We start from the raw sequence: 19,605 nt of genomic DNA on the forward strand, positions 1-19,605 counted from the left end.
AGGCTATAAGTCTGAAGATAATTTTATAATGACTCATCTGTCAATCAGAGATTCATCACATAGTGCCAGGTGGGCGTGCGACCCGAAGCATCTTCGGGCCACCGAGGTCTCTCTACTCGCCAGGCTTGGGGATCTGCTCGAGCGCCCACTGTGCCCATTCCTGATTCATGGCGTAGAACCGCGCGCCCCACTCCATCGCCATGCGGCCGTAGTGGGACAAGTCGTTGTCTTCCCAGTCGATGGACGCGTTCAGCGCGGCCAGGTCGGCCTGCGCCTTGGCGGAACCGGTTTCGATGTCGGTCAGGTAGTCGCGCGCGTTCGCAGGCGGAATGACACCGAGAAAGAAGACCCGTAGCAGCATCTCGTTGCGCGCCAGGCGTTTCGGCTTGGTGTCGGTCAGCCAATGGATGAGCTCGGCCCGGCCCGCGTCGGTCAGCGTGTACTCCTTGCGACCGCGCGGCCCTTCATCGGTGACTGCGATCAGGCCGGCATCGGCCAACTTGGTGAGTTCGGTATAGATCTGGCTCTGCGTGGCGGCCCAGACATTGGACAGTGAGCCGTTGAACCGTTGCAGCAGGTCGTAGCCGCTAGCGGGGCGATCAGCCAACAGTCCGAGCATGGCATATCGGAGGCTCATGCCTTCACTTTACATTCCAGTATTGACATGTCGAACATCGACACTCTAGTTTGGACATGTCATAACTGGAATATCGAGGCCGAGGAGCTTCTCGAAATGTCGTACTTGCGCACCTTCGCCCCCTGGATCGTCTACGCCGTGATCCCGACCGCGCATTGGGAGTGGGCCGCATTGATCGCCCTCGTCATCTCCGTCGCCACCATCGCGCAGCAGACCAGATCCGGCCTGCCGATGGACGCTCAGATCATCGACATCGGTTCCGGGGTCTTTTTCGCCGCACTGACGGTGCTCGCCTTCGCCGACCCGAACACCGCCCTGCACCCGTATTCGCCGGCGCTCTCCTCGGGCGTGCTCGCGCTCATCGCGGGCACCTCGCTGGCGCTGCGCATGCCGTTCACGCTGGGTATCGCCAAGCAGAACACCCCGCGCGAGATGTGGGACCACCCCGGTTTCATTCGAACCAGCTACGTCATCACGTCGGTCTGGACCGCGAGTTTCGCCATCGGCAGCGTGGTACTGGCCGCTCTCGCCCATTCCTCCTCGACCCTCCGCACCGTCGCGCAGGTCTTGGCCTTCGCGATTCCGGTGGTTTTCACCATCCGCTACGTCGCCCACATCCAGGGCAAGGCGAAGGCGCTCGGCGAGCCCACTTCCTAACTCCCACAAAGAGATCGGTGCCGATCATGACCACTTCACTCCCCCACCTCGCCGGGAACTACGCCCCCGTCACCGAGGAACTCACCGCCTACGATCTCCCGGTCACCGGGCGAATTCCCACCGAGCTGAGCGGCTGGTACCTGCGTAACGGCCCCAATCCGCACGCCGCCGCGTCGGCGCACTGGTTCCTCGGCGACGGCATGGTGCACGGCGTCCGGATCGACAACGGACGCGCGGTGTCCTACCGCAATCGCTGGGTCCGCACCTCCACCTTCACCGACGGCGCCCGCGGTTACGACAGCAACGGCAACCGGGATCTCGCGGCCGGAGTCGCCAACACCCACGTCGTCCGGCATGCCGGGCGCACGCTGGCGCTGGTCGAATCGTCCTACCCGTACGAATTGACCCGCGAGTTGGATACCGTGGGCCCCTACGACTTCGACGGCAAACTGCACACCGCGATGACCGCGCATCCGAAGACCTGCCCGATCACCGGTGAGCTGCACTTCTTCGGCTACGACGTCGTCGCGCCGCCCTACCTGACCTACCATCGAGCCGACGCCGCGGGCACGCTGCTACTCAGCCGCCCCATCGACGTACCCGCCGCGACCATGCACCACGACTTCAACTTGACCGCCGAACATGTTGTATTCATGGACCTGCCAGTGCTTTTCGACGTCGAGACTGCGAAATCCGGTGCGGGAATGGCCTTTCGGTGGCGCAATGACTACCAGGCCCAGCTCGGGGTGCTGCGCCGCGACGATCCGCACGGCGAGATCCGGTGGTTCCCCATCGATCCCTGCTATGTCTTCCACGCGCTCAACGCGCACGACGAACCGGGGCGGATCGTGTTGCACGTGATGCGTTATCCGGAGCTGTGGCGCACCGAATCGCACGCCTTCGACGAAGCCAGCCTGTGGCGCTGGACCATCGACCTGACCACCGGCGCCGTGACCGAGGAGCAACTCGACGATCGTGCCGCAGAGTTTCCCCGAATCGACGACCGGCTGGCCGGATCGAACGCACGCTTCGGCCATGTCACCGTGTCTGGCGAGTCGGGCGCCCTGATCCGCTACGACCTGGAGACTGGCATTCACACCGCACACGAATTCGGCGACGGACACCTGCCGGGTGAAGCGGCATTCGCACCCACCGACCAACGACCCGGCGGTGACGGCTATCTGATGACCTACGTCTACAACGCCGATACCGACCGCAGCGACCTGGCCATCCTCGACACCACCAACCTGACCGCACCACCGGTGGCCACCATCCACCTGCCCAGCCGCGTCCCGTACGGCTTCCACGGCAACTGGCTCCCCGACCAGTGATCGCGAAATACCCAGGCGGCGAACAAATCTGACGCTCAGAACAGGACGGCAGAACAAGTAAACCGCGTCGGTGGCCTCGGCGGGTCCCGGCGGGATCATCTGTTCTATCGCCCCGAGCAGATCCGGGTTGACACCGACCTCGATCTCCTTGCCCTGCACGCCGATGGTGCTGGCACCCGCGGGCGGTTTGGTGGGCCCGCGCAAGCAGATTCGCGCGGGCTAGGAGCTCTCTTCGGATGGGCGGAACAGGGTGAGCCTATCGGGCGTCGGCAGCCGTGCCGCGTGGACGCTCGGCCGAGCCCAACGCTGACGGCTACTTCGGCGGAGCGCCGATCATCTGGACTTGCTTTCCGTCCCAATGGAATTAGACGTGGGTATAGGTCCGATCGGGGCTGGCGTTGCAGCTGCCGGGGGTCTTGTAGGTCAGGCCAACGGTGTCGTCGGAGGTGTGGTCGGGATCCAGTGCGGTGAACCCGTAGTTTTCCCGGGTCGCGGTGCCGACGTAGCTGCCCTGGTGAAACAGCAGCGCCTGATTCGGCGAGCTGCCGGTAGCGCCCTGGATGGTGATGATGACCGTCGACAGCGTGGTGCACGAGTTGAAGTTGCCCGCGAAGCCGCGCGGGTCGGTGGACCATGGTGTCCGCGTGCCCTGCTCCATCGGCAGCGTCGCGATGGCGGACTGGATCACCGGCGAGCCGAGATCGACCCCGCATACCCGCGCGGGTACCTCGGTCGAGGTCGTCGACGCGGATGGTGCGGGCGACAAGATGGTCGCGGGCGGTGACACCGTGATAGCGGGTGCGGCGTTATCGCCACTGGACCCGCAGGCAGCGCTCGCGAGCGCGAGGCCCGCGAGGATGGCCAGGAACGCCGGTTGATTGGTCTGCATCGGATCAAAGCCCTCCACTTCGATTGCGTTCCACTTGAAATCATGCCCCACATCCGCGGCCGCAGGGCTCCTCCGCGATCGCCGACGAACTGGTGTCGGCCGGTTAAGCCGCGCGATGGGTAGCTCGTCGCCAGGATTTCTACTCGAATAGGGCGTGTCCGCTGGTAGTTCGCCAGAATTGCGGATTGCCACACATACGCTGTTGCTGGTTTGTTGTCAGGTTCGTCCCGCAGCCAGGAGGTTCAGTGACTGCCGTAGAGCCCCAGCCTGTGCCGCAGTTGGAAGCGACTCGGCCGTATCCGGCGCGCACCGGGCCGAAGGGTTCGTTCCTCTACAAGGCGGTCACGACCACAGACCCCAAGGTTCTCGGTGTCATGTACCTGGTGACCTCGATGAGCTTCTTCCTCATCGGCGGTCTGATGGCGCTGCTGATGCGCGGCGAGCTGGCCAGGCCGGGCCTGCAGTTCCTGTCGCCGGAACAATTCAACCAGCTGTTCACCATGCACGGCACGATCATGCTGCTGTTCTACGCGACCCCGATCGTGTTCGGCTTCGCCAATGTCGTGCTGCCGCTGCAGATCGGCGCACCCGACGTCGCCTTCCCGCGATTGAACGCCCTCAGCTACTGGCTGTACCTGTTCGGCGCCACCTTGGCGACCGCGGGCTTCATCACCCCAGGCGGTGCCGCGGACTTCGGCTGGACGGCATACGCGCCGCTCAACGACATCATGCACACGCCGGGTGTGGGCGGGGATCTGTGGATTATGGGCATGGCGGTTTCCGGTCTCGGCACCATTCTCGGCGGCGTCAACATGATCACCACGGTGATCTGCCTGCGCTGTCCGGGCATGACCATGTTCCGGATGCCGATCTTCACCTGGAACATCGTGGTAACCAGCATTATGATCCTGATCGCGTTCCCGGTGCTGACGGCGGCACTGTTGGCGCTGTTCTACGACCGGCACCTCGGCGGGCACATCTACGATCCGGCCACCGGCGGCATTCTGCTCTACCAGCACCTGTTCTGGTACTTCGGGCATCCCGAGGTGTACATCATCGCGCTGCCGTTCTTCGGCATCGTCTCCGAGATCTTCCCGGTGTTCTCACGTAAGCCGATCTTCGGTTACACCGCACTAGTGTTTGCCACCCTGGGTATCGGGATGTTGTCGATGGTGGTGTGGGCGCACCATATGTTCGCCACCGGCGCGGTGCTGCTGCCGTTTTTCTCGTTCACGAGCTTCCTGATCGCGGTGCCGACCGGAATCAAGTTCTTCAACTGGATTGGCACCATGTGGCGCGGTCAGCTGACCTTCGAATCGCCGATGCTGTTCTCTGTCGGCTTCCTGGTGACGTTCCTGTTCGGTGGTCTGTCCGGTGTCATCCTCGCCAGCCCGCCGCTGGACTTCCACGTCACCGACTCCTACTTCGTCGTGGCACACTTCCACTACGTACTGTTCGGCACCATCGTGTTCGCCACCTATGCGGGCATCTACTTCTGGTTCCCCAAGATCACCGGCCGAATGATGGACGAACGCCTGGCCAAGTGGCACTTCTGGACCACGCTGATCGGCTTCCACACCACCTTCCTGGTCCAGCACTGGCTCGGCGCCGAAGGCATGCCGCGCCGCTACGCCGACTACCTGCCCAGCGACGGCTTCACCACGCTGAACACCATCTCCACCATCGGCGCGTTCATCCTCGGCGCCTCGCTACTGCCGTTCCTGTGGAACGTCTTCAAGAGCTACCGCTACGGCGAGGTCGTCACCGTGGATGACCCGTGGGGTTACGGCAACTCGCTGGAATGGGCCACCAGCTGCCCGCCGCCGCGGCACAACTTCTACGAACTCCCCCGAATCCGTTCGGAGCGTCCGGCTTTCGAGCTGCACTACCCGCATATGATCGACCGGATGCGGGCCGAGGCGCATGTCGGCTGGGGCGCGGGCAAGGACACGAGCCACGAAGTGCGCGAGATTCACGCGGAGCCGTAACACCATCCGCTGCCGGTCGACTTCGGTGAGACTGTGTCCGGCGGCGATCCAGCGGCGTCAGCCGCCGAAGACTACACAGGTCGAAGAGGCGGTCGCGGGCTACATCGAGAGCGCGGGATACCGCACCGGCGAGCACGCCTCATGGTTGCGCGACGTTGGGCAGGCCAATGGGTAGAGACCGGTTGAGGGCGGCGCTGGCCGGATTCCGACCCGAGGCGTCAGCGGGATGGTGTGGGCGTCAGGCCGTCGATGACCAAGCCGACAAGTTTCTCCAACCGCTCGTGCGATCCGGCGAATGCCTGCTCGGCACCCCACGCAGCGCCGTGGACGAGCGCGAGGAACTCCGACGGGTCGACGTCGGACCGTACCCGGTCCGCCTTCTGCTCGCGGCGTAGCAGCTCCCCTGCCGCGGTGCGCATCCCCTCGCAGGAGGCGTGTAGGTCGGAGGTTTCGTCCCGGAGTGTGGCCAACAGGGCGGCGGTGAGGCCCCGGTAGGCGGTGCTCAGCCGCACGAACGACAGGGACCAGTCGAACAGGACGGGATGTCCTGGCGGTTCCTCGAGCAGGGCGCGCGCCCGCGCGGCAAGCGTGTCGAATCGGTCCCGCAGCAGTGCCTCCAGCAGGGCGTCACGGGTCGGGAAGTGGCGGTAGAGCGTGCCGATGCCGACTCCCGCGCGGCGGGCTATCTCTTCCAGCGATGCCTCGATGCTGTCTTCAGCGAACATCGTGCGCGCCTCGCTCAGGAGTCGCTCGTAGTTGCGCCGGGCGTCCGCGCGCATCGGGCGCGGCGTCGAAGTGTTGTTCACGATCCTCCCGGTTGCGAAACGGAGCCTGCCTCCCATAATCTAGCAACCAGTAATCCGGAGGCATCCTCCGGATGGAAGAGGAGTATGTGATGTCCCTGACGGAACTGCGGCGGCAACTCGGCGCATTCGGTGTCTGGCTGCCACCGCAGCTCTTGCTTGCTACGCCAATTGCCGTGCAGCGCAAGGAATTCGCTCGCATCGAAGACCTGGGATACGGGTCTCTCTGGAGCGGCGATGTGCCGCCGGGATACCCCGGCGGACGTGAGGCGTTCGTCCAGCACGGACTGATGCTCGCGGCGACCGAACGCATCGTCGTCGGCACCGGCATCGCCAACATCCAGGCCCGTGACCCGGCCGCGATGCACACCGGTGCGGCCACCTTCGCGGAGGCGTACCCGGGCCGCTTCATCCTCGGACTCGGCGGTGCGGGCGGCGACCGGCCGATCACCCGGCTTACCGAATACCTGGACGCCATGGATACCGCGGCCGAAACGCTACTGCCCGAGGTGACCTACCCGCGGGTCCTGGCCGCGCTCGGCCCGCGAGCCAACCGGCTCGCCGCGAACCGAGCTCAGGGCGCCCACCCCTTCCTACAGCCGGTCGCACACACCGAAGTCGCGCGCGGCCTGCTCGGCTCCGAGCCGCTACTCATACCGCAGCAGATGCTCGTGCTCGACACCGATCCGGACTCGGCCCGGGCAGCGCTGCGCGGCCTGTTTCCACCACGCAGCGTCGGAAACAGCCCCTACGATTGGAACTTTCGCAGACTCGGCTACACCGACGCCGACCTCGCGGACGGACGCAGCGACCGACTGGTCGACGCCGTCCTCGCGTGGGGCGACGAGGCCGCGGTCGCCGAGCGGCTACACGCGCAGCGCGCCGCGGGCGCGGACCATGTGCTGCTGACACCGCGCGGGACGGACCTGCCGTCCGTGGTCGACCAACTCGAACGCCTGGCGCCGCTGCTGACAGCCTGAATCGCCCCGCACCGGTATCGAAACTCACCTGCGGCATGTCACCCCTGCTTGGTAATATCCGGCTGGACAAGGCGTTTCACACGTACTGATAGCGACAGCGTGCGCCGGAACTCCGGCGCCGCTACCGAGCGAGGTGTGCGAGATTGTCCGATCATGCGACGGCACGTCCGGTTGGCCGATGGCTCACCGCGGTACTGGGTTTCGTCTTTCTGATGAGCGCGTGCACAACCAGCAGCGACACGAGGCCGTCCGCCGACGCGGGTGCGTGGCCGCCGGCCGGTGGGCGCGGGGAATGCGCGGTCGACAAGCAGACCGATGTTCCCGCGACCATGCGCGATGGCACGGTGCTGCGGGCCGATGTGTATCGGCCGCAGACCGCCGATCCGGCGCCGGTGGTGCTGATGCGGACCCAGTACGGCAAGGCGGCCGCGCAGATCCAGCCATCGCGCTATCAGACACCCGATTGGTTCGCGTCGCACTGCTACCTGGTGGTGGTTCAGGACATCCGTGGTCTGGGAAAGTCCGATGGCACGTTCGTCGAGTTCGCGAACGATATGCAAGACGGCTACGACACCGTGGAATGGGCTGCGGGGCTGCCCGGTTCGAACGGCAAGGTCGGGATGTACGGGTCGTCCTACGTCGGCGCGACCCAGTGGCTTGCCGCCGTCTCCACCCCACCGCACCTGACGACCATCGTGCCCGCCAACACCTCATCGGACTACTACGACGGCTGGACCTACGAGGGCGGCGCCTTCCGGATCGGTTTCGTCGAACCATGGGCCATGGGCACCATCGGTCTCGAGGCCGCCCAGCATCGCAACGACACCGCCACTGCGGCCGAACTTATCGCGGCCACCAAGAACTACACGCTGTGGCTGAACCACCTGCCCTACAAGGACTTTCCGCCCATGCACCCGGAAAGCCCCACCGTCGCACCATGGTTCTTCGATTGGATCAGCAACTCGACGCGCGACGACTATTGGAAACAGTGGAGCATCCGCGAGCGGTATCAGAACGTGCATGTCCCGGTCCTGGACATCGAAGGCTGGTATGACGCGTTTCTCGCGGGCGGTGTAGAGAATTTCACCGGCATGATCGCGCAGGGCGGGACACCGGACGCGCGTCAGCAGCAGCGATTGGTGATCGGCCCGTGGGATCACGTCGGCTGGGGTCGACCGACTTCGTCGTTCGCGCCTCGGCTGAACCAGATCGGCGCCGTGGGCGACAGCCCGGTCAACGAGCTTATGCTCGCCTGGTTCGACCACTTCCTCAAGGGCGAAGGCAACGGCGTCTCCAGCGGGCCGCGTATCGACTACTTCCTCATGGGCGCGAACCGGTGGAAGACCGCGCCGAGTTGGCCACTGCCGCAAACACAATGGAAGGATTACTACTTCACCGGCAGCGGCGCGAACGGGATCAGCGGTCGCGCGGGCAAGCTCACCACGCAGGCTCCCGCCGGTCCGGCGGAGGCCGACCGGTATGTGTACGACCCCACCAACCCGGCGCCGAGCAGCGGCGGACACTCGTGCTGTGGTGCGTCATCGGGACCGCAGGGCCCCTTCGAACAGACCGCGGTGGAACAACGTTCGGACGTTCTCACCTACGACACCGACCCGCTCGGCGCCGATACCGAAGTGACCGGGCCGATCACGGTGAAGCTGTGGGCCTCGTCCACAACTCCCGACACCGACTTCGTCGCGCGACTGGAAGTGGTCTCCCCGGACGGTATGGCGGTCAATCTGAACAATGGCATTATTCGAGCCACGTTCCGGGATTCGCTCAGCGATCCAACGCCGCTGGTACCCGGCCAGCCCTACCAGTTCACCATCAAAATCTGGCCTACTAGTTATCAATTCAAGGCCGGAGACCGGATCCGCATCGCGGTGACCAGCAGCGACTACCCACAGTATGCGCCGAACCCGAACACCGGCGACCGATTCGGCGACAACGCCCGCACCGCACCGGCGACGCAGACCATCTATAAGGACGCGGCGCATCCATCCTCGGTATCGCTGCCTTTCATCCCGTCCGGGGATAATGGTTCCACCACGTTCGACATCAAGCCTGGAAAGTAAACGCGCCAGAGGGTCGTGTCCGGGCGGTCTGATCGAAATGCACTGGTGCGGAAGAGCTTTACCGCGACAGGTTCTTCCGCACCAGCGGGCTTCGAGTATTGGGCCTATCCGGTGGCGATCCACTCCTGATGCTTGGTCCAGACTTGCTTCCAGAGCTGTTCACGGCCTTCTTCGGAAACCCCGGGCAGGCGGAGGCCGAAGATGTCGTCGAGGGCTGCGAACCATTCGGCGGGATCGGTGATTTCGCGTTCGGTGCTGGTGGCGCCGTTCTTGCGCTTCAGTTGGCAGCCACGCATCGCATCGATGCCGGTAGCATCGCGCCGATAGACATCGAACTTCTTGACGAAGTTCGATTCCGGGTCGGTCTCCATCCATTCGTGGCGGGCCAGAAAGTCCGGGAGGCCGGCGATGCGATCCTCTGCCAGCTGACACTACGGGCCAACCGGTTGCGCGGCATGAGAACCTTCGCTCGGGTTCCGACGCGTCCCAGCCCTCTTGACCTAGTCTTCCCCCATGGCAGACGTAGACGTCCAAGGCTACCTCCACCACCTGGGCTTGAACCACCCCGGAGAACCCACGATCGAGGGCCTCCCGCCCACAGGACTTGTTCGCATTGGCACGCGCGCATGTGGAGCGCGTGGCCTATACATCACTCCAGGTCCATCTCGGACAATGGACCAACCGCAGTCGGGCACCTCGGTCGATCCGGCATTGCTGAAAACACCAGGTAGCGAACACAACACGGTGCTCGGCATACAGGCCACCGCCAACACCCCCGGCATCGTTTCCGTAGGCGACTCGGTCCGGCTCGGGGAAGATCATGCCGGTGAAGGAGTCCGCGATCGGGTCGTGGGTGAAGCTCCAGCCGGATCCGCCGGAATCGAACGTCGTCCGTTCGAGGCGGTAGGTGTAGGGGCCCTGCGGGTGTAGGTGCCGGTCTCGAGGGGAATCGGTTCGTGGATGGCGTCACCGAGACCCGCGTCGACGAAGAACTCCTGGTCTTCGACTTCGACGCTTCAGCGGAAGATGGTTCGGCTCAGCGAGAATCGGGCCGAAGCCGGTACCGAGCGGTGGCGGACTCCAGACCCGCCCACGGTGCCACGCGACGTCGTAGCCGAGGACTTCCAGCAGGACCGAGAACGCTCCATTGAGGTGGTAGCAGTAGCCGCTTTCTCCGGCGATGATGCGTGCCGCGGATTCATAGGGGTCGGGGCTGGTGCGTGCAGGATCACCACACACTCGAAGGGCTCTTCGCCGGGGACAGCCACGCGAAACAGCGTGTTCGCCGGGATGACCAGTGCGTCTCCCGCGCAGAAGTCGCGGGTTTCGCCGTCGAAGGTGGCAACCGCCCGACCGGCGATCGCGATGAAGATCTCCTCGCGCGACACCGAGTGCTCATCCCCGGCATTGCCTGGATGCAAGGTGAACCGCCAGACGCTGTTTTCCTTGGAGCCACGGCTCGGTGCTGCCAATCCGGTGGCGGTCATGAGAGGGGCTTCGAAGATCGGTGCGGTCGCGGCTTTGATGAGTGGCATGTGATGCTCCTCCATGTATTCAACTAAGGTGTTCAACTCAAGTTGAATATATCGAAGGGACAGTCAAGGTGGATTTCGGCATCCTGCTCGGCCAGGCCTACCAAGCCTTCGTTCAGTCGTTGCATGCCCAGCTGGCCGATCGGGGCTTCACGGTGCTCGGCGCGTCCTACGGTTACGTCCTGCGCGCCCTCGCTGAAGATTCGCTCACCGCAAGCCAATTGGGGGAACAGCTGGGCATCACTGCCCAGGGCGCGGCGAAGGTCGTCGACGAGATGGTCGGTCACGGCTTGGTCGAACGTCGCCAGGATCCGACCGACAAGCGGGCCAAGCGGCTACACCTGTCGGCGTCGGGCCGGGAGATGATTCGCTCGGTCCGTGAGTTCCATGCCGACTTCGAACAGCAGCTCATCGAGCGAGTGGGGGCCGATAGCGTCGCGACCGTGAGGTCGGTGCTCGACGGAATCATCGACGCAGCGCATCTTCCCGATCACGCAAAATCCTTTCGGCCACTGTGACCCGGCCGCGGGTTCGGCGCGGGCACGCCGCGCCGATTTCTTGGCGAATCCGTGTTTGGCCACGAAGTCACCGGGTAGTTGCCACCTTGTAGCTGATCGGCCCGTTCCAGCCGGGACGGGGATATTCACTACGAGGCAGGAGCACTTCGATGCTTGATGTTGCCTATCACAAGTCCAAGTTCGACCAGGACACCCAGCGGCTGGACATCGGCCGCATTCTGGGGCCGATTCGCGACGACGACACGGTGCGGGACGCACGGCAAAGGCAGCGCCTCGTCCAGGATCGCGATCGGTCCGAAGACATCGACAACTGAATTGTTTCCGATCCACACGCGGTGAATGGACCGCGCTCCATTGGTCTGGGCACCGCACCGCACACCAGAAACCGAGGAGGAGATCATGCCCGAACTATTGGACGATCTTATCGGCAGCTCTGTGTACGACCACGACGGAGACAAGATCGGCAAGGTCAAGCAGATCTACATTCAGGACAACACCGGGGCGCCCACCTGGGTGGCCGTATCCACCGGATTCTTCAGCGAAGATACGCTGGTTCCGCTGGCAGGCGCCCGGCACCGGCCGGAGTCGCACACCCTGCAGGTGCAGGTCGTGAAGGAGGCCGTCAAGTCGGCGCCGCATCTCGACCACAACGGGCGAATCAGCGCCAAGGACGAACAAGAGCTGTTCCACCACTACCACATCGACCCGAATCGAGCCGGCTGGGACACCTACGGGCGACAGGTTGTCGGACAGCGCGACAGCGCCGACCGGCGACCCGATGACGACAGCATGGTGCGGTCGCAGGAACGCCTCTACATCGGCACCGAGCAGCACGAGGCCGACACCGCGGGGCTGCACAAATATGGGGTAACCAAGGACGAGGTCAAGGACAGCTGGACGGTCTCCGATACCGTGCGCAAGGAGCGGAACGATGCCGAAGACGTCGACACCGAAATCCCAAAGGAACGTCGCTGATCGCTGACAGCGCCGGGGCGATGGCGTCGATCCATTGCCCCGGCATTCCACTGCTCGCGGTATCACCAGGAGTCATCGTTCATGTGACAGTTCGAGGACGGCCATCGCCGCGTTGTGGCCGGGGATCCCGCTGACACCGCCGCCACGGACAGCCCCTGCGCCGCACAGGAATACGGTTCGATGACCGGTCGCCACGCCCCAACGGCTGGCGGGATCGGTGTCCTCGTCGTCGGCTCGGTAGGGAAAGGCCAGGTCTCGGTGGAAGATATGACCGCCGGGTAGGCCGACTTCGTGTTCCAAGTCGAGCGGGGATTTCGCCTCGATGCACGGGCTGCCGTTCTCGTCGACGGCGAGACAATCGGTGATCGGCTCGGCGAGCACGGCATCCAGTTGCGCGAGAGTGGCTTTCACGAGCGCCGCTTTCGCGGCGTCCGGATCGGCGGCGAAAAGCCTTGCCGGCGTGTGCAACCCGAACAGGGTCAGCGTGTTCATGCCGGACGCGCCGGGAGCCAGAATAGACGGATCGGTCAGTGTGTGGCAGTAGATCTCCGACGGCGGGGCGGACGGGAGCTTTCCGTTCGCCGCCTCGCGATAGGCATGGTCGAGTTGCGAATACGATTCGGCGATATGGAATGTCCCGGCGAAGGCTTCGCGCGGGTCGGTCGCAGCGTCGCGTAACCGGGGTAGACGCGCCAGCACCATGTTCACTTTGAGTTGGGAGCCTTCGGGTTTCGGCTGTTCTGGTTCGCCGAGCAAGTGCCGTAGTTCGTGCGGCGCGGCGTTGACCAGCACGTGGCGTGCTCCTACCGTGCCGCCTCGATACTCCACTTCGGTTGTGGCGCCATCTGTTTCGATGGCGGTTACCTCACAACCGGTGACCAGCTCCGCTCCGGCAGAGCGGGCGGCCTCGGCCAGGGCGTCGGTCAGCGCGCCCATGCCGCCGATCGGCACATCCCAGTCGCCGGTGCCGCCGCCGATCACGTGATAGAGGAAGCAGCGGTTCTGTCGGAGTTCGGGATCGTGTGCGTGGGTGAAGGTTCCGATCAGTGCGTCGGTCAGTACGACGCCGCGCACGGTGTCGTCGGTGAACTCCGCTTCGACCGTCTCCCCCAGCGGCCGCTCGAACAGCGCCTCCCAGATGGCGGATTCGTCGACGATGCGCTGCAATTCCACTCGCGTCGGGAGCGGCTCGGTCATAGTCGGGAAGACACGTTGCGCGAGTCGGCCCGTCCTGCCGTAGAACCGCTGCCACGCGTCGAAATCGCGGTCGGACCCGGTGAGCCGGACGAAACTCTCCCGAGTGCGGTCCGCCGAGGCGGTGTCTATCAGCAGACCACCGGCACCCATTGGCGTGAACGACGAGATCCGCCTGCGCTGCGTCGCGAAACGCAACCCCAGCTCCCGAACGATCTGCCGCGGCAACAGGCTCACCAGGTACGAATACCGCGACACCCGGACATCGACGCCGGCGAACACCCGCGCCGACACCGCCGCACCACCGGTATGCGGCTGCCGCTCGAGCACCAGCACCGATCGCCCGGCCCGCGCCAGGTACGCGGCGGCCACCAGTCCATTGTGGCCACCGCCGACCACCACCACGTCGTAGGAGGAACTCATCGGCTTCATCCGTCCTCGATACCACGGATTACCCGGCCGCGGACCAGCATGATCGTGTACGGCGGCCTGTTCCGGGTATGGCCGAGGTAACCACCGGCGGCGATCCGGTGATGCCGAAGAGAGGGACGCCCAATATGACCACGAGCCAAGACGGGGTTGAATACTCCAGCACCCGCGTCGCCATCGGATGCGCAGCCGCCACACTGCTCGCAAGCTCCCTACTTCTCCCATGGCGACAAATAGCCTCGCCGAAGCCGGGCGGGCCGTCGGCGACGACGACGAACGTGCGTACCGCCTCGAGGTCCACGGGCCGAACCACAACGCGGTCGGACCTCCTTTGGGCGGCGCCGCGATCGGTTTGCTCGGCCCGGTGACGACCGTCGTGGTGGACGCCGCGAGCTATCTGCTGTCGGCGCTTGGCATCCGCGCGATCCGGAGCACAGAGCCGTTGCCTGCGGCGAGGGCGACACGGCGCGTCGCGGCCGATGAGATCTTCGAAGGGTGGCGATTCATCCTTCGTCACCGACAACTGCGGCCGCTGTTCATCAACACGAGCCTGGTCAACGGTCTGATCACGGCCACCCCTCCGTTGCTTGCCGCGCTGCTCCTGCGCGACCTGGCAGTACGGGCTGGCGTTCGGCGCTCCGTGCGTCGGCGGACTGATCGGTTCACGACTGACCCGGCCGCTGGTCACTCGTTTCGGGCAACATCGGGTGTTGACGGTCAGCGGGATCGCCCGTACCTGCTGGTCGACTATCGATCGAGGCGCTGGAGTGCATCCTTAGCGGCGTCGAGCCATTGTGGCGCTTCGGCCTTCGCCGCTATCTCGAGCGCTTGCCAGTAGTGGCGTTCGGCGTCGTCGGGGCTGCCGAGGTAGGTAGCGAGTTCGCCGAGGTAGCAGGCGACCGGGCCGAGGGTGAGTACGCCGCTGCCCGCCCCGGCCAACTCGGCGGCGGCGGGCAGCAGGGCTCGGTAGATCCGCTCGGCCGCCCCTCGGTCGTCGACGGCGAGCGCGGTCCGGGCGGCGAGGCAGAGGCGAGCTTCGTAGAGCAGGTCGCGGGGCGCATCCGGGATGGCTTCGGCGGCCGCCTCGGCGTCTGTGCGGCGGCCCGCGGCCAGCAGGAGCAGTGGTTCGGTCCAGCGGCGGTACGGACCCCAGCCCATTGGCTCGTCGGGATCGAGACGACTGCCCTGTTGGATGCGTAGGCACAGCAGGGACAGCGCGCGCAGACCGTGTTCCAGGCCGGGCATCTCGGCGGCGCCGACGGCGATAGTGGCTGTGCCGATGGCGGCTTCGGCTTCGGCCAAGCGCCCGCCGACGACCGCTCGGAGGGCGGCGTACCACCGGGTGAAGATGCCGACGAGCGGGATCTCGAACTGTTCGGCGAGCCGGTCGACGGCGTCGGCGTGCACGTCGGCGGCATCGAAATCAACTAGTGCGCAATGGGATTGCAGCAGAATGAGGTGTCCGAGGACTTCGAAGGCGACCAGGCGGTGGCGGGCGGCCAGCTCGACCAGTTCGGTGCCGATGCGTGCGCGTTGCGCCGCCATCCCGGCGTGCTCGAATTCCTGCATGAATCGGGCGTTGAGCGCGTAGGCGAGCAACGACGGGTCGCCGAGCTCGCGGGCAATGGCCTCGGCCTCGCGGGCGGCGGCACGGCCGCGATCACTGACGGTGCCGCGCAGTTCCAGCGCGATCGTGCTGAGCAGTCGGCAGCGCAATTCAGCCAGCTCTTCCGGCAAGGCGGCGAGCGTCTGCTCGGCGATCGCCACGACATGCGCTGCGAGGGCCGGGTCGTCGCTGGTCGTCCAGATCGCAGGGACGTCGTAGGCGCCGATGAGTCGCGCCGTGAGTTCGGGGTCATCCAGCCCGCGGGCGGCTGTGATCGCCGCCAGCATGTGGCGACGAGTGCTCTTCAGCTGACCGGTGACAGCCAGAGTCCGCGCCAATCCGACCACCAACTCCAGGCGTGCTCGCGGATCGTCGATGCCGGTGCGGTCCTGCGCCGTGATCGCTTCCTGCCACAGTCGCGCTGCCACGTGCGGGGCGAAACGCTGCTCGGCTTGCTCGGCGGCAGACCGCGAGTAACCGGCGGCTCGGGCCGCTGTCGACCGGCTCTCGGCCCGGAGAAAGTGATGGGCCAATGCCTCGATATCGTTGGGCCGCAAGCCTTCCAACGTCTCGGCCACGCGGGCGTGCCAGCGCGCTCGACGCGGGCGTGCCACATCCTGGTAGAGGGTTTCACGCACCAGGTCGTGCTCGAACCCCAATCGGTCGGCCCCGTTCTCCACCACGAAACCCATGAGCAGCGCCGATTCCATGGCGGTCAACACCAGTTCCTCATCGCTGGAAAGCGGCATCAGCAGGTCCAATTCGATATCGCGCCCGATGACCGCGGCCTGGTGCAGGACTGTCCGCTGCGCGTCCGGCAGTGCGGCCAGCCGGTGCCGGATGATCTCGCGCACGCCCGCCGGAACCGACGACAGCGCCGTTTCCCCCTCGGTGTCGAGTGCGCGGGCGAGCTCGCGCACGAAGAACGGGTTGCCACCGCTGCGCTGATAAAGCAGGCGCGTTGTCGCGCTGGGAACTTCGTAACCGGTAGTGGCACAGACCAATTCGTGAACGGCCTGTTCGGACAGCCCATCCAGGTAGATCCGGACGGGTTCGGCGCGCGCCCAGCGGCCGAGCGCGTCGGCCAGGGCCGGGGAGATCTCATTGATGCGGTAGGTGCCAGCAATCAGTACCGGTCCGGGCGCGGGCTCGGTGACCATGTAGGTCAGCAGGGCAAGCGTATCGGCGTCGGCCCAATGCAAATCGTCGAGGACCAGCAGCAGCGGCGCTTGCTCGGCAGTGGTCGCCAAGTAGGTGGCGACGGCGCGGTGCATATGGAACCGCGCCGCAGGGTTTATGGGCGGACCGGGTGCCGCGGCGGGTACCGGGTTTATCCAGCCGCGGCGCTGGTCTGCGAGGGAATTCAGAATCTCCGTCCACGGCCACAGTGCCGGTGCGCCTTCGTCATCAGGGCTGCGGCCACGCGCCAGCGTCCAGCCCGCCAGCCGTTCGGCCAGCGCGGCGACGAGCGCGGTCTTGCCCGCACCGGCCGCACCGGAAACCAGCACCAATCCGAGCTCGCGTCGCACCGCAATGGCGTCGGCGACCGTCTCGAGCTGTGCCAACTCCGCCATGCGCCCCACTAGCCGCCTGGTCTCCCCTGCGCTGTCCAGCACCGGCTGCCTAGTCGAGCGCCCCACATGGACGCCAGTGTTGGGCTGGTTCTGCTCGTTCAGGGCGGTGAGATGTGGTGCCTGGGCGAGGATGTCGGTCTCGAGCTCACGCAAGGCGGGGCCGAGGTCTATGCCGAGCTCGGAGATCAGGGCGGCGCGGGCGCGGCGTAGTAGGGCGAGGGCGTCGGCTTGTCTGCCGGTTCGGTAGAGGGCGAGGGCGAGTAGGCGCCAGGCGTCCTCGCGCCAAGGATGTTCCAGCACATGGGTTTCCAGGTCGGGAACGACATCTCCGGCCCGGCCGAGCATCAGATTCGCCGCGGCTCGCGACTCCACGGCGAGTAGTCGCAGTTCGCTCAGGCGGGAGATTTCGCCCCGCGCCCAGGGTTCGTCGGCGAACTCAGCGTAGGCGGGGCCACGCCCTAGGGCGAGAGCCTCGTTCAGTTCGGCGCGGGCGGCGTACGCTTGTCCGGCGGCCAGCAGGTCGCGGGCGACAGCGACCGTGGTGTCGAAGCGCCAGGCGTCTACGGCGTCGGCAGTCGCGCGCAGTGCGTAGCCGGGGGCTTCGGTTACCAGTACTCGGGCGCGGCTGCGCGGTGGCCGGTCGGGTTCGATGGCGCGGCGCAGCGCGGCAACGAAGGTTTGCACGGCGCCGACGGCGGCCTCGGGCGGGTCGTCCCACAGGTCGTCGACCAGCCGTTGGACCGGGACGATCGCGCCCCTGGCGACCAGCAGCCGCGCCAACACCGCCCGATGCCGGGGCCCTTTGAGACATCCCAGGGCTTAGCTTGTCAAGCTGCGGCTTGTTGATCTTGGGTGTGGTGTGTCCAGGCGGTGGTCTCGTTGTAGAGGGTTCCGGATTTGAGGCAGCCGTGGAGGATGCCCACGAGCCGGTTGGCGACCTGACGCAGGGCGGCACGGTGGGCTAGGCCGCGGGCGCGTTGCTTGTCGTAGTAGGCGCGGGCTCCCGGCGATACGTTGAGCGCACTGAATGCTTGGGCCATCAGCGCGTCGACGAGCCGGTCTTGGTGCACGAACCGGGCCGCGACGACCTTCATTTTCCCCGAGGCGCGGGTGATGGGGCTGGTCGCGGCATAGTTCTTGCGGGCCTTGGCGCTGGCGTAGCGGGTGGGGTCGTCCCCGAACTCGGCGAGCACCCGGGCGCCGAGGATCTTGCCCAGTCCTGGCTGGGACAAGATGATCTCAGCGGCCGGGTGCCGGCCAAAATGGGCCTCGACCTCCCCTTGCAGGACTTTCACCTGCTCGTCGAGGGTGGCCAGGACCGCGACCGCGGCGCGGGTCCCTGCCGCGTAGGCCGCCGCGATGACCTGGTTGCGGCCCAGCTGCTCGCTGCGCAGGATTGCCTGGATACGGGCGGCTCTAGCGTCGAGGTCGCCGCGGCGGCCGGCCCGCTTCAGCGCGGCCCGGATCTGGTTGAGCGACAACCGCGCCGCGGCGGCCGGGTCGGGTGCCTTGCCGAGCAGCTCCAGGGCGTCGGGAGCGTCGAGGTCGTCGAACGCTTCCAAAGCGGCGGGGAAGTACTCCCGCAACGCGTACCGTAACCGCTGCGTGTGGCGGGTGCGTTCCCAGATCAACGTTTTATGTGCTCGCGCAACAACTTTCACCGCTTCTGCGGCGGGACTGTCCCCGGCGACCGGACGCAACTGGTGCGCGTCGGTACGGACCATGTCGGCAAGGGTATGCGCGTCGGCGGCATCGCTCTTCGCACCCGAAACGCTGCGGCGTTCCCGGAACCGGGCCGCCTGCAACGGGTTCACCGCGTACACCGTGTAGCCGGCCGCGATCAACGCCGCGACCCACGGGCCACGATCGGTTTCGATCCCGATCCGTACCTGCGCGGCATCGGCGTCGTCGCCGAGGTGTTCACCGATCATGGCGTGCAGCCGGGTGATCCCGGCGATCCCTTCCGGTAATCGAGCCTTGGCCAGCCGTTTCCCGGCCTCATCCATCAGCTCGACATCGTGGTGGTCCTCGGCCCAGTCATCACCGACCAGCAGCACAGCTGTTCCCTCTTCATCGTTGTCGGACACCAAATCCGGCAGCGTGCGGGAGAACGTCGGCGACCTAATGAATCGGTGCTCACGCCGTCATGCGGCAGGCACGACATCCCATCAGCGATCCATTTCTCCCGGCCGACCGGCAGGGGCACGATCTCAAAGCAGGACTCGAAGTCCGGGGCCAATCAGTGCTCACCTACCAGCCGCTACCAGTAGCGAGTCTGCCCGATCGACCGACCCGCTACATCTCATTAGGTCGACCGAGCCGTGCTCGTCCACCGCAACAAGCGGACCGAGCACACCGAACGTCACCACGGCGCCATCACAACATCCCAATCTAAGGCGTGTTTCTCCGATCGTCGT

At 65.7% G+C, this 19,605-nt stretch carries 18 protein-coding genes and 1 pseudogene; 10 read left to right on the forward strand and 9 right to left on the reverse strand.

From position 1 onward, the window contains the following. Positions 1–112 precede the first annotated feature (112 nt). Entirely contained in the window at positions 113–637 is a 525-nt protein-coding gene (locus tag ACV7NQ_RS00365) for a PadR family transcriptional regulator (RefSeq protein ID WP_463357738.1), read from the reverse strand. A gap of 96 nt (positions 638–733) precedes the next feature. Between ACV7NQ_RS00365 and ACV7NQ_RS00370 the strand changes: the two genes are divergently transcribed. Then, a complete protein-coding gene (locus ACV7NQ_RS00370; RefSeq protein WP_463357739.1) occupies positions 734–1,294 on the forward strand; it encodes a hypothetical protein in 561 nt (186 codons plus the stop codon). 26 nt (positions 1,295–1,320) lie between these two features. After that, positions 1,321–2,625: a carotenoid oxygenase family protein gene (locus tag ACV7NQ_RS00375; protein WP_463357740.1), complete on the forward strand. Its 1,305-nt coding sequence runs from the start codon at positions 1,321–1,323 to the stop codon at positions 2,623–2,625. 364 nt (positions 2,626–2,989) lie between these two features. Here ACV7NQ_RS00375 and ACV7NQ_RS00380 read toward each other — a convergent pair whose 3' ends face one another. Then, positions 2,990–3,514, reverse strand: a complete 525-nt coding sequence (locus tag ACV7NQ_RS00380; protein ID WP_463357741.1) for an LppP/LprE family lipoprotein — start codon at positions 3,512–3,514, stop codon at positions 2,990–2,992. 245 nt (positions 3,515–3,759) lie between these two features. Here ACV7NQ_RS00380 and ctaD point away from each other — a divergent pair, with 245 nt between their 5' ends. After that, positions 3,760–5,502, forward strand: coding sequence for an aa3-type cytochrome oxidase subunit I (gene ctaD / locus ACV7NQ_RS00385; RefSeq protein WP_463357742.1), 1,743 nt, complete (start codon positions 3,760–3,762; stop codon positions 5,500–5,502). A gap of 25 nt (positions 5,503–5,527) precedes the next feature. After that, positions 5,528–5,677 (forward strand): hypothetical protein, encoded by a 150-nt coding sequence (locus ACV7NQ_RS00390; RefSeq protein ID WP_463357743.1) that lies wholly within the window; start codon positions 5,528–5,530, stop codon positions 5,675–5,677. A 43-nt stretch (positions 5,678–5,720) separates the two neighbouring features. On the opposite strand, the gene ACV7NQ_RS00395 is transcribed toward ACV7NQ_RS00390, so the two are convergent. Then, positions 5,721–6,308: a TetR/AcrR family transcriptional regulator gene (locus tag ACV7NQ_RS00395; RefSeq protein ID WP_463357744.1), complete on the reverse strand. Its 588-nt coding sequence runs from the start codon at positions 6,306–6,308 to the stop codon at positions 5,721–5,723. Between the two features lie 89 nt (positions 6,309–6,397). Between ACV7NQ_RS00395 and ACV7NQ_RS00400 the strand changes: the two genes are divergently transcribed. Beyond that, positions 6,398–7,285, forward strand: coding sequence for a TIGR03620 family F420-dependent LLM class oxidoreductase (locus ACV7NQ_RS00400; protein ID WP_463357745.1), 888 nt, complete (start codon positions 6,398–6,400; stop codon positions 7,283–7,285). Positions 7,286–7,497: 212 nt separating this feature from the next. Beyond that, a complete protein-coding gene (locus tag ACV7NQ_RS00405; RefSeq protein ID WP_463365469.1) occupies positions 7,498–9,360 on the forward strand; it encodes a CocE/NonD family hydrolase in 1,863 nt (620 codons plus the stop codon). 104 nt (positions 9,361–9,464) lie between these two features. Here ACV7NQ_RS00405 and ACV7NQ_RS00410 read toward each other — a convergent pair whose 3' ends face one another. After that, positions 9,465–9,785 carry an arylamine N-acetyltransferase gene (locus ACV7NQ_RS00410; protein WP_463365470.1) on the reverse strand — a complete coding sequence of 107 codons (321 nt, stop codon included), beginning with the start codon at positions 9,783–9,785 and terminating at the stop codon, positions 9,465–9,467. A gap of 247 nt (positions 9,786–10,032) precedes the next feature. On the opposite strand from ACV7NQ_RS00410, the gene ACV7NQ_RS00415 reads away from it, so the two are divergent. Further along, positions 10,033–10,290, forward strand: coding sequence for a hypothetical protein (locus ACV7NQ_RS00415; protein ID WP_463357746.1), 258 nt, complete (start codon positions 10,033–10,035; stop codon positions 10,288–10,290). 36 nt (positions 10,291–10,326) lie between these two features. On the opposite strand, the gene ACV7NQ_RS00420 is transcribed toward ACV7NQ_RS00415, so the two are convergent. Further along, positions 10,327–10,599 carry an arylamine N-acetyltransferase gene (locus ACV7NQ_RS00420; RefSeq protein WP_463365471.1) on the reverse strand — a complete coding sequence of 91 codons (273 nt, stop codon included), beginning with the start codon at positions 10,597–10,599 and terminating at the stop codon, positions 10,327–10,329. Then, positions 10,599–10,910, reverse strand: a pseudogene (locus tag ACV7NQ_RS00425) (cupin domain-containing protein); the annotation flags it as partial. The pseudogene ACV7NQ_RS00425 and the gene ACV7NQ_RS00420, both read right to left, overlap by 1 nt. A gap of 53 nt (positions 10,911–10,963) precedes the next feature. On the opposite strand from ACV7NQ_RS00425, the gene ACV7NQ_RS00430 reads away from it, so the two are divergent. From ACV7NQ_RS00430 to ACV7NQ_RS00440, 3 genes are all read left to right on the forward strand, one after another. Continuing rightward, a complete protein-coding gene (locus tag ACV7NQ_RS00430) occupies positions 10,964–11,410 on the forward strand; it encodes a MarR family winged helix-turn-helix transcriptional regulator (RefSeq protein ID WP_463357747.1) in 447 nt (148 codons plus the stop codon). 149 nt (positions 11,411–11,559) lie between these two features. After that, the gene (locus tag ACV7NQ_RS00435) at positions 11,560–11,724 is read left to right on the forward strand and encodes a hypothetical protein (protein WP_463357748.1); all 165 of its coding nucleotides are present in this window, start codon (positions 11,560–11,562) and stop codon (positions 11,722–11,724) included. 85 nt (positions 11,725–11,809) lie between these two features. After that, positions 11,810–12,385 carry a PRC-barrel domain-containing protein gene (locus tag ACV7NQ_RS00440; protein WP_463357749.1) on the forward strand — a complete coding sequence of 192 codons (576 nt, stop codon included), beginning with the start codon at positions 11,810–11,812 and terminating at the stop codon, positions 12,383–12,385. Positions 12,386–12,457: 72 nt separating this feature from the next. Here ACV7NQ_RS00440 and ACV7NQ_RS00445 read toward each other — a convergent pair whose 3' ends face one another. The 3 genes from ACV7NQ_RS00445 to ACV7NQ_RS00455 all read right to left on the reverse strand — a co-directional run bounded on the left by ACV7NQ_RS00445 (position 12,458) and on the right by ACV7NQ_RS00455 (position 19,245). Beyond that, positions 12,458–14,002 (reverse strand): phytoene desaturase family protein, encoded by a 1,545-nt coding sequence (locus ACV7NQ_RS00445; protein WP_463357750.1) that lies wholly within the window; start codon positions 14,000–14,002, stop codon positions 12,458–12,460. 753 nt (positions 14,003–14,755) lie between these two features. Further along, positions 14,756–18,004: a BTAD domain-containing putative transcriptional regulator gene (locus ACV7NQ_RS00450; protein ID WP_463365472.1), complete on the reverse strand. Its 3,249-nt coding sequence runs from the start codon at positions 18,002–18,004 to the stop codon at positions 14,756–14,758. 11 nt (positions 18,005–18,015) lie between these two features. Next, the gene (locus ACV7NQ_RS00455) at positions 18,016–19,245 is read right to left on the reverse strand and encodes an IS110 family RNA-guided transposase (RefSeq protein ID WP_463365473.1); all 1,230 of its coding nucleotides are present in this window, start codon (positions 19,243–19,245) and stop codon (positions 18,016–18,018) included. Between the last annotated feature and the right edge of the window lie 360 nt (positions 19,246–19,605).

This window comes from Nocardia sp. Tas62D01 (genome assembly GCF_055232035.1).

Coding starts and splice junctions, on each gene's coding strand:
- ACV7NQ_RS00380 (WP_463357741.1), bottom strand. CDS start 3,514: ATGCAGACCAATCAACCGGCGTTCCTGGCCATCCTCGCGGGCCTCGCG.
- ACV7NQ_RS00375 (WP_463357740.1), top strand. CDS start 1,321: ATGACCACTTCACTCCCCCACCTCGCCGGGAACTACGCCCCCGTCACC.
- ACV7NQ_RS00370 (WP_463357739.1), top strand. CDS start 734: ATGTCGTACTTGCGCACCTTCGCCCCCTGGATCGTCTACGCCGTGATC.
- ACV7NQ_RS00415 (WP_463357746.1), top strand. CDS start 10,033: ATGGACCAACCGCAGTCGGGCACCTCGGTCGATCCGGCATTGCTGAAA.
- ACV7NQ_RS00435 (WP_463357748.1), top strand. CDS start 11,560: ATGCTTGATGTTGCCTATCACAAGTCCAAGTTCGACCAGGACACCCAG.
- ACV7NQ_RS00405 (WP_463365469.1), top strand. CDS start 7,498: ATGAGCGCGTGCACAACCAGCAGCGACACGAGGCCGTCCGCCGACGCG.
- ACV7NQ_RS00440 (WP_463357749.1), top strand. CDS start 11,810: ATGCCCGAACTATTGGACGATCTTATCGGCAGCTCTGTGTACGACCAC.
- ACV7NQ_RS00365 (WP_463357738.1), bottom strand. CDS start 637: ATGAGCCTCCGATATGCCATGCTCGGACTGTTGGCTGATCGCCCCGCT.
- ACV7NQ_RS00400 (WP_463357745.1), top strand. CDS start 6,398: ATGTCCCTGACGGAACTGCGGCGGCAACTCGGCGCATTCGGTGTCTGG.
- ACV7NQ_RS00445 (WP_463357750.1), bottom strand. CDS start 14,002: ATGAGTTCCTCCTACGACGTGGTGGTGGTCGGCGGTGGCCACAATGGA.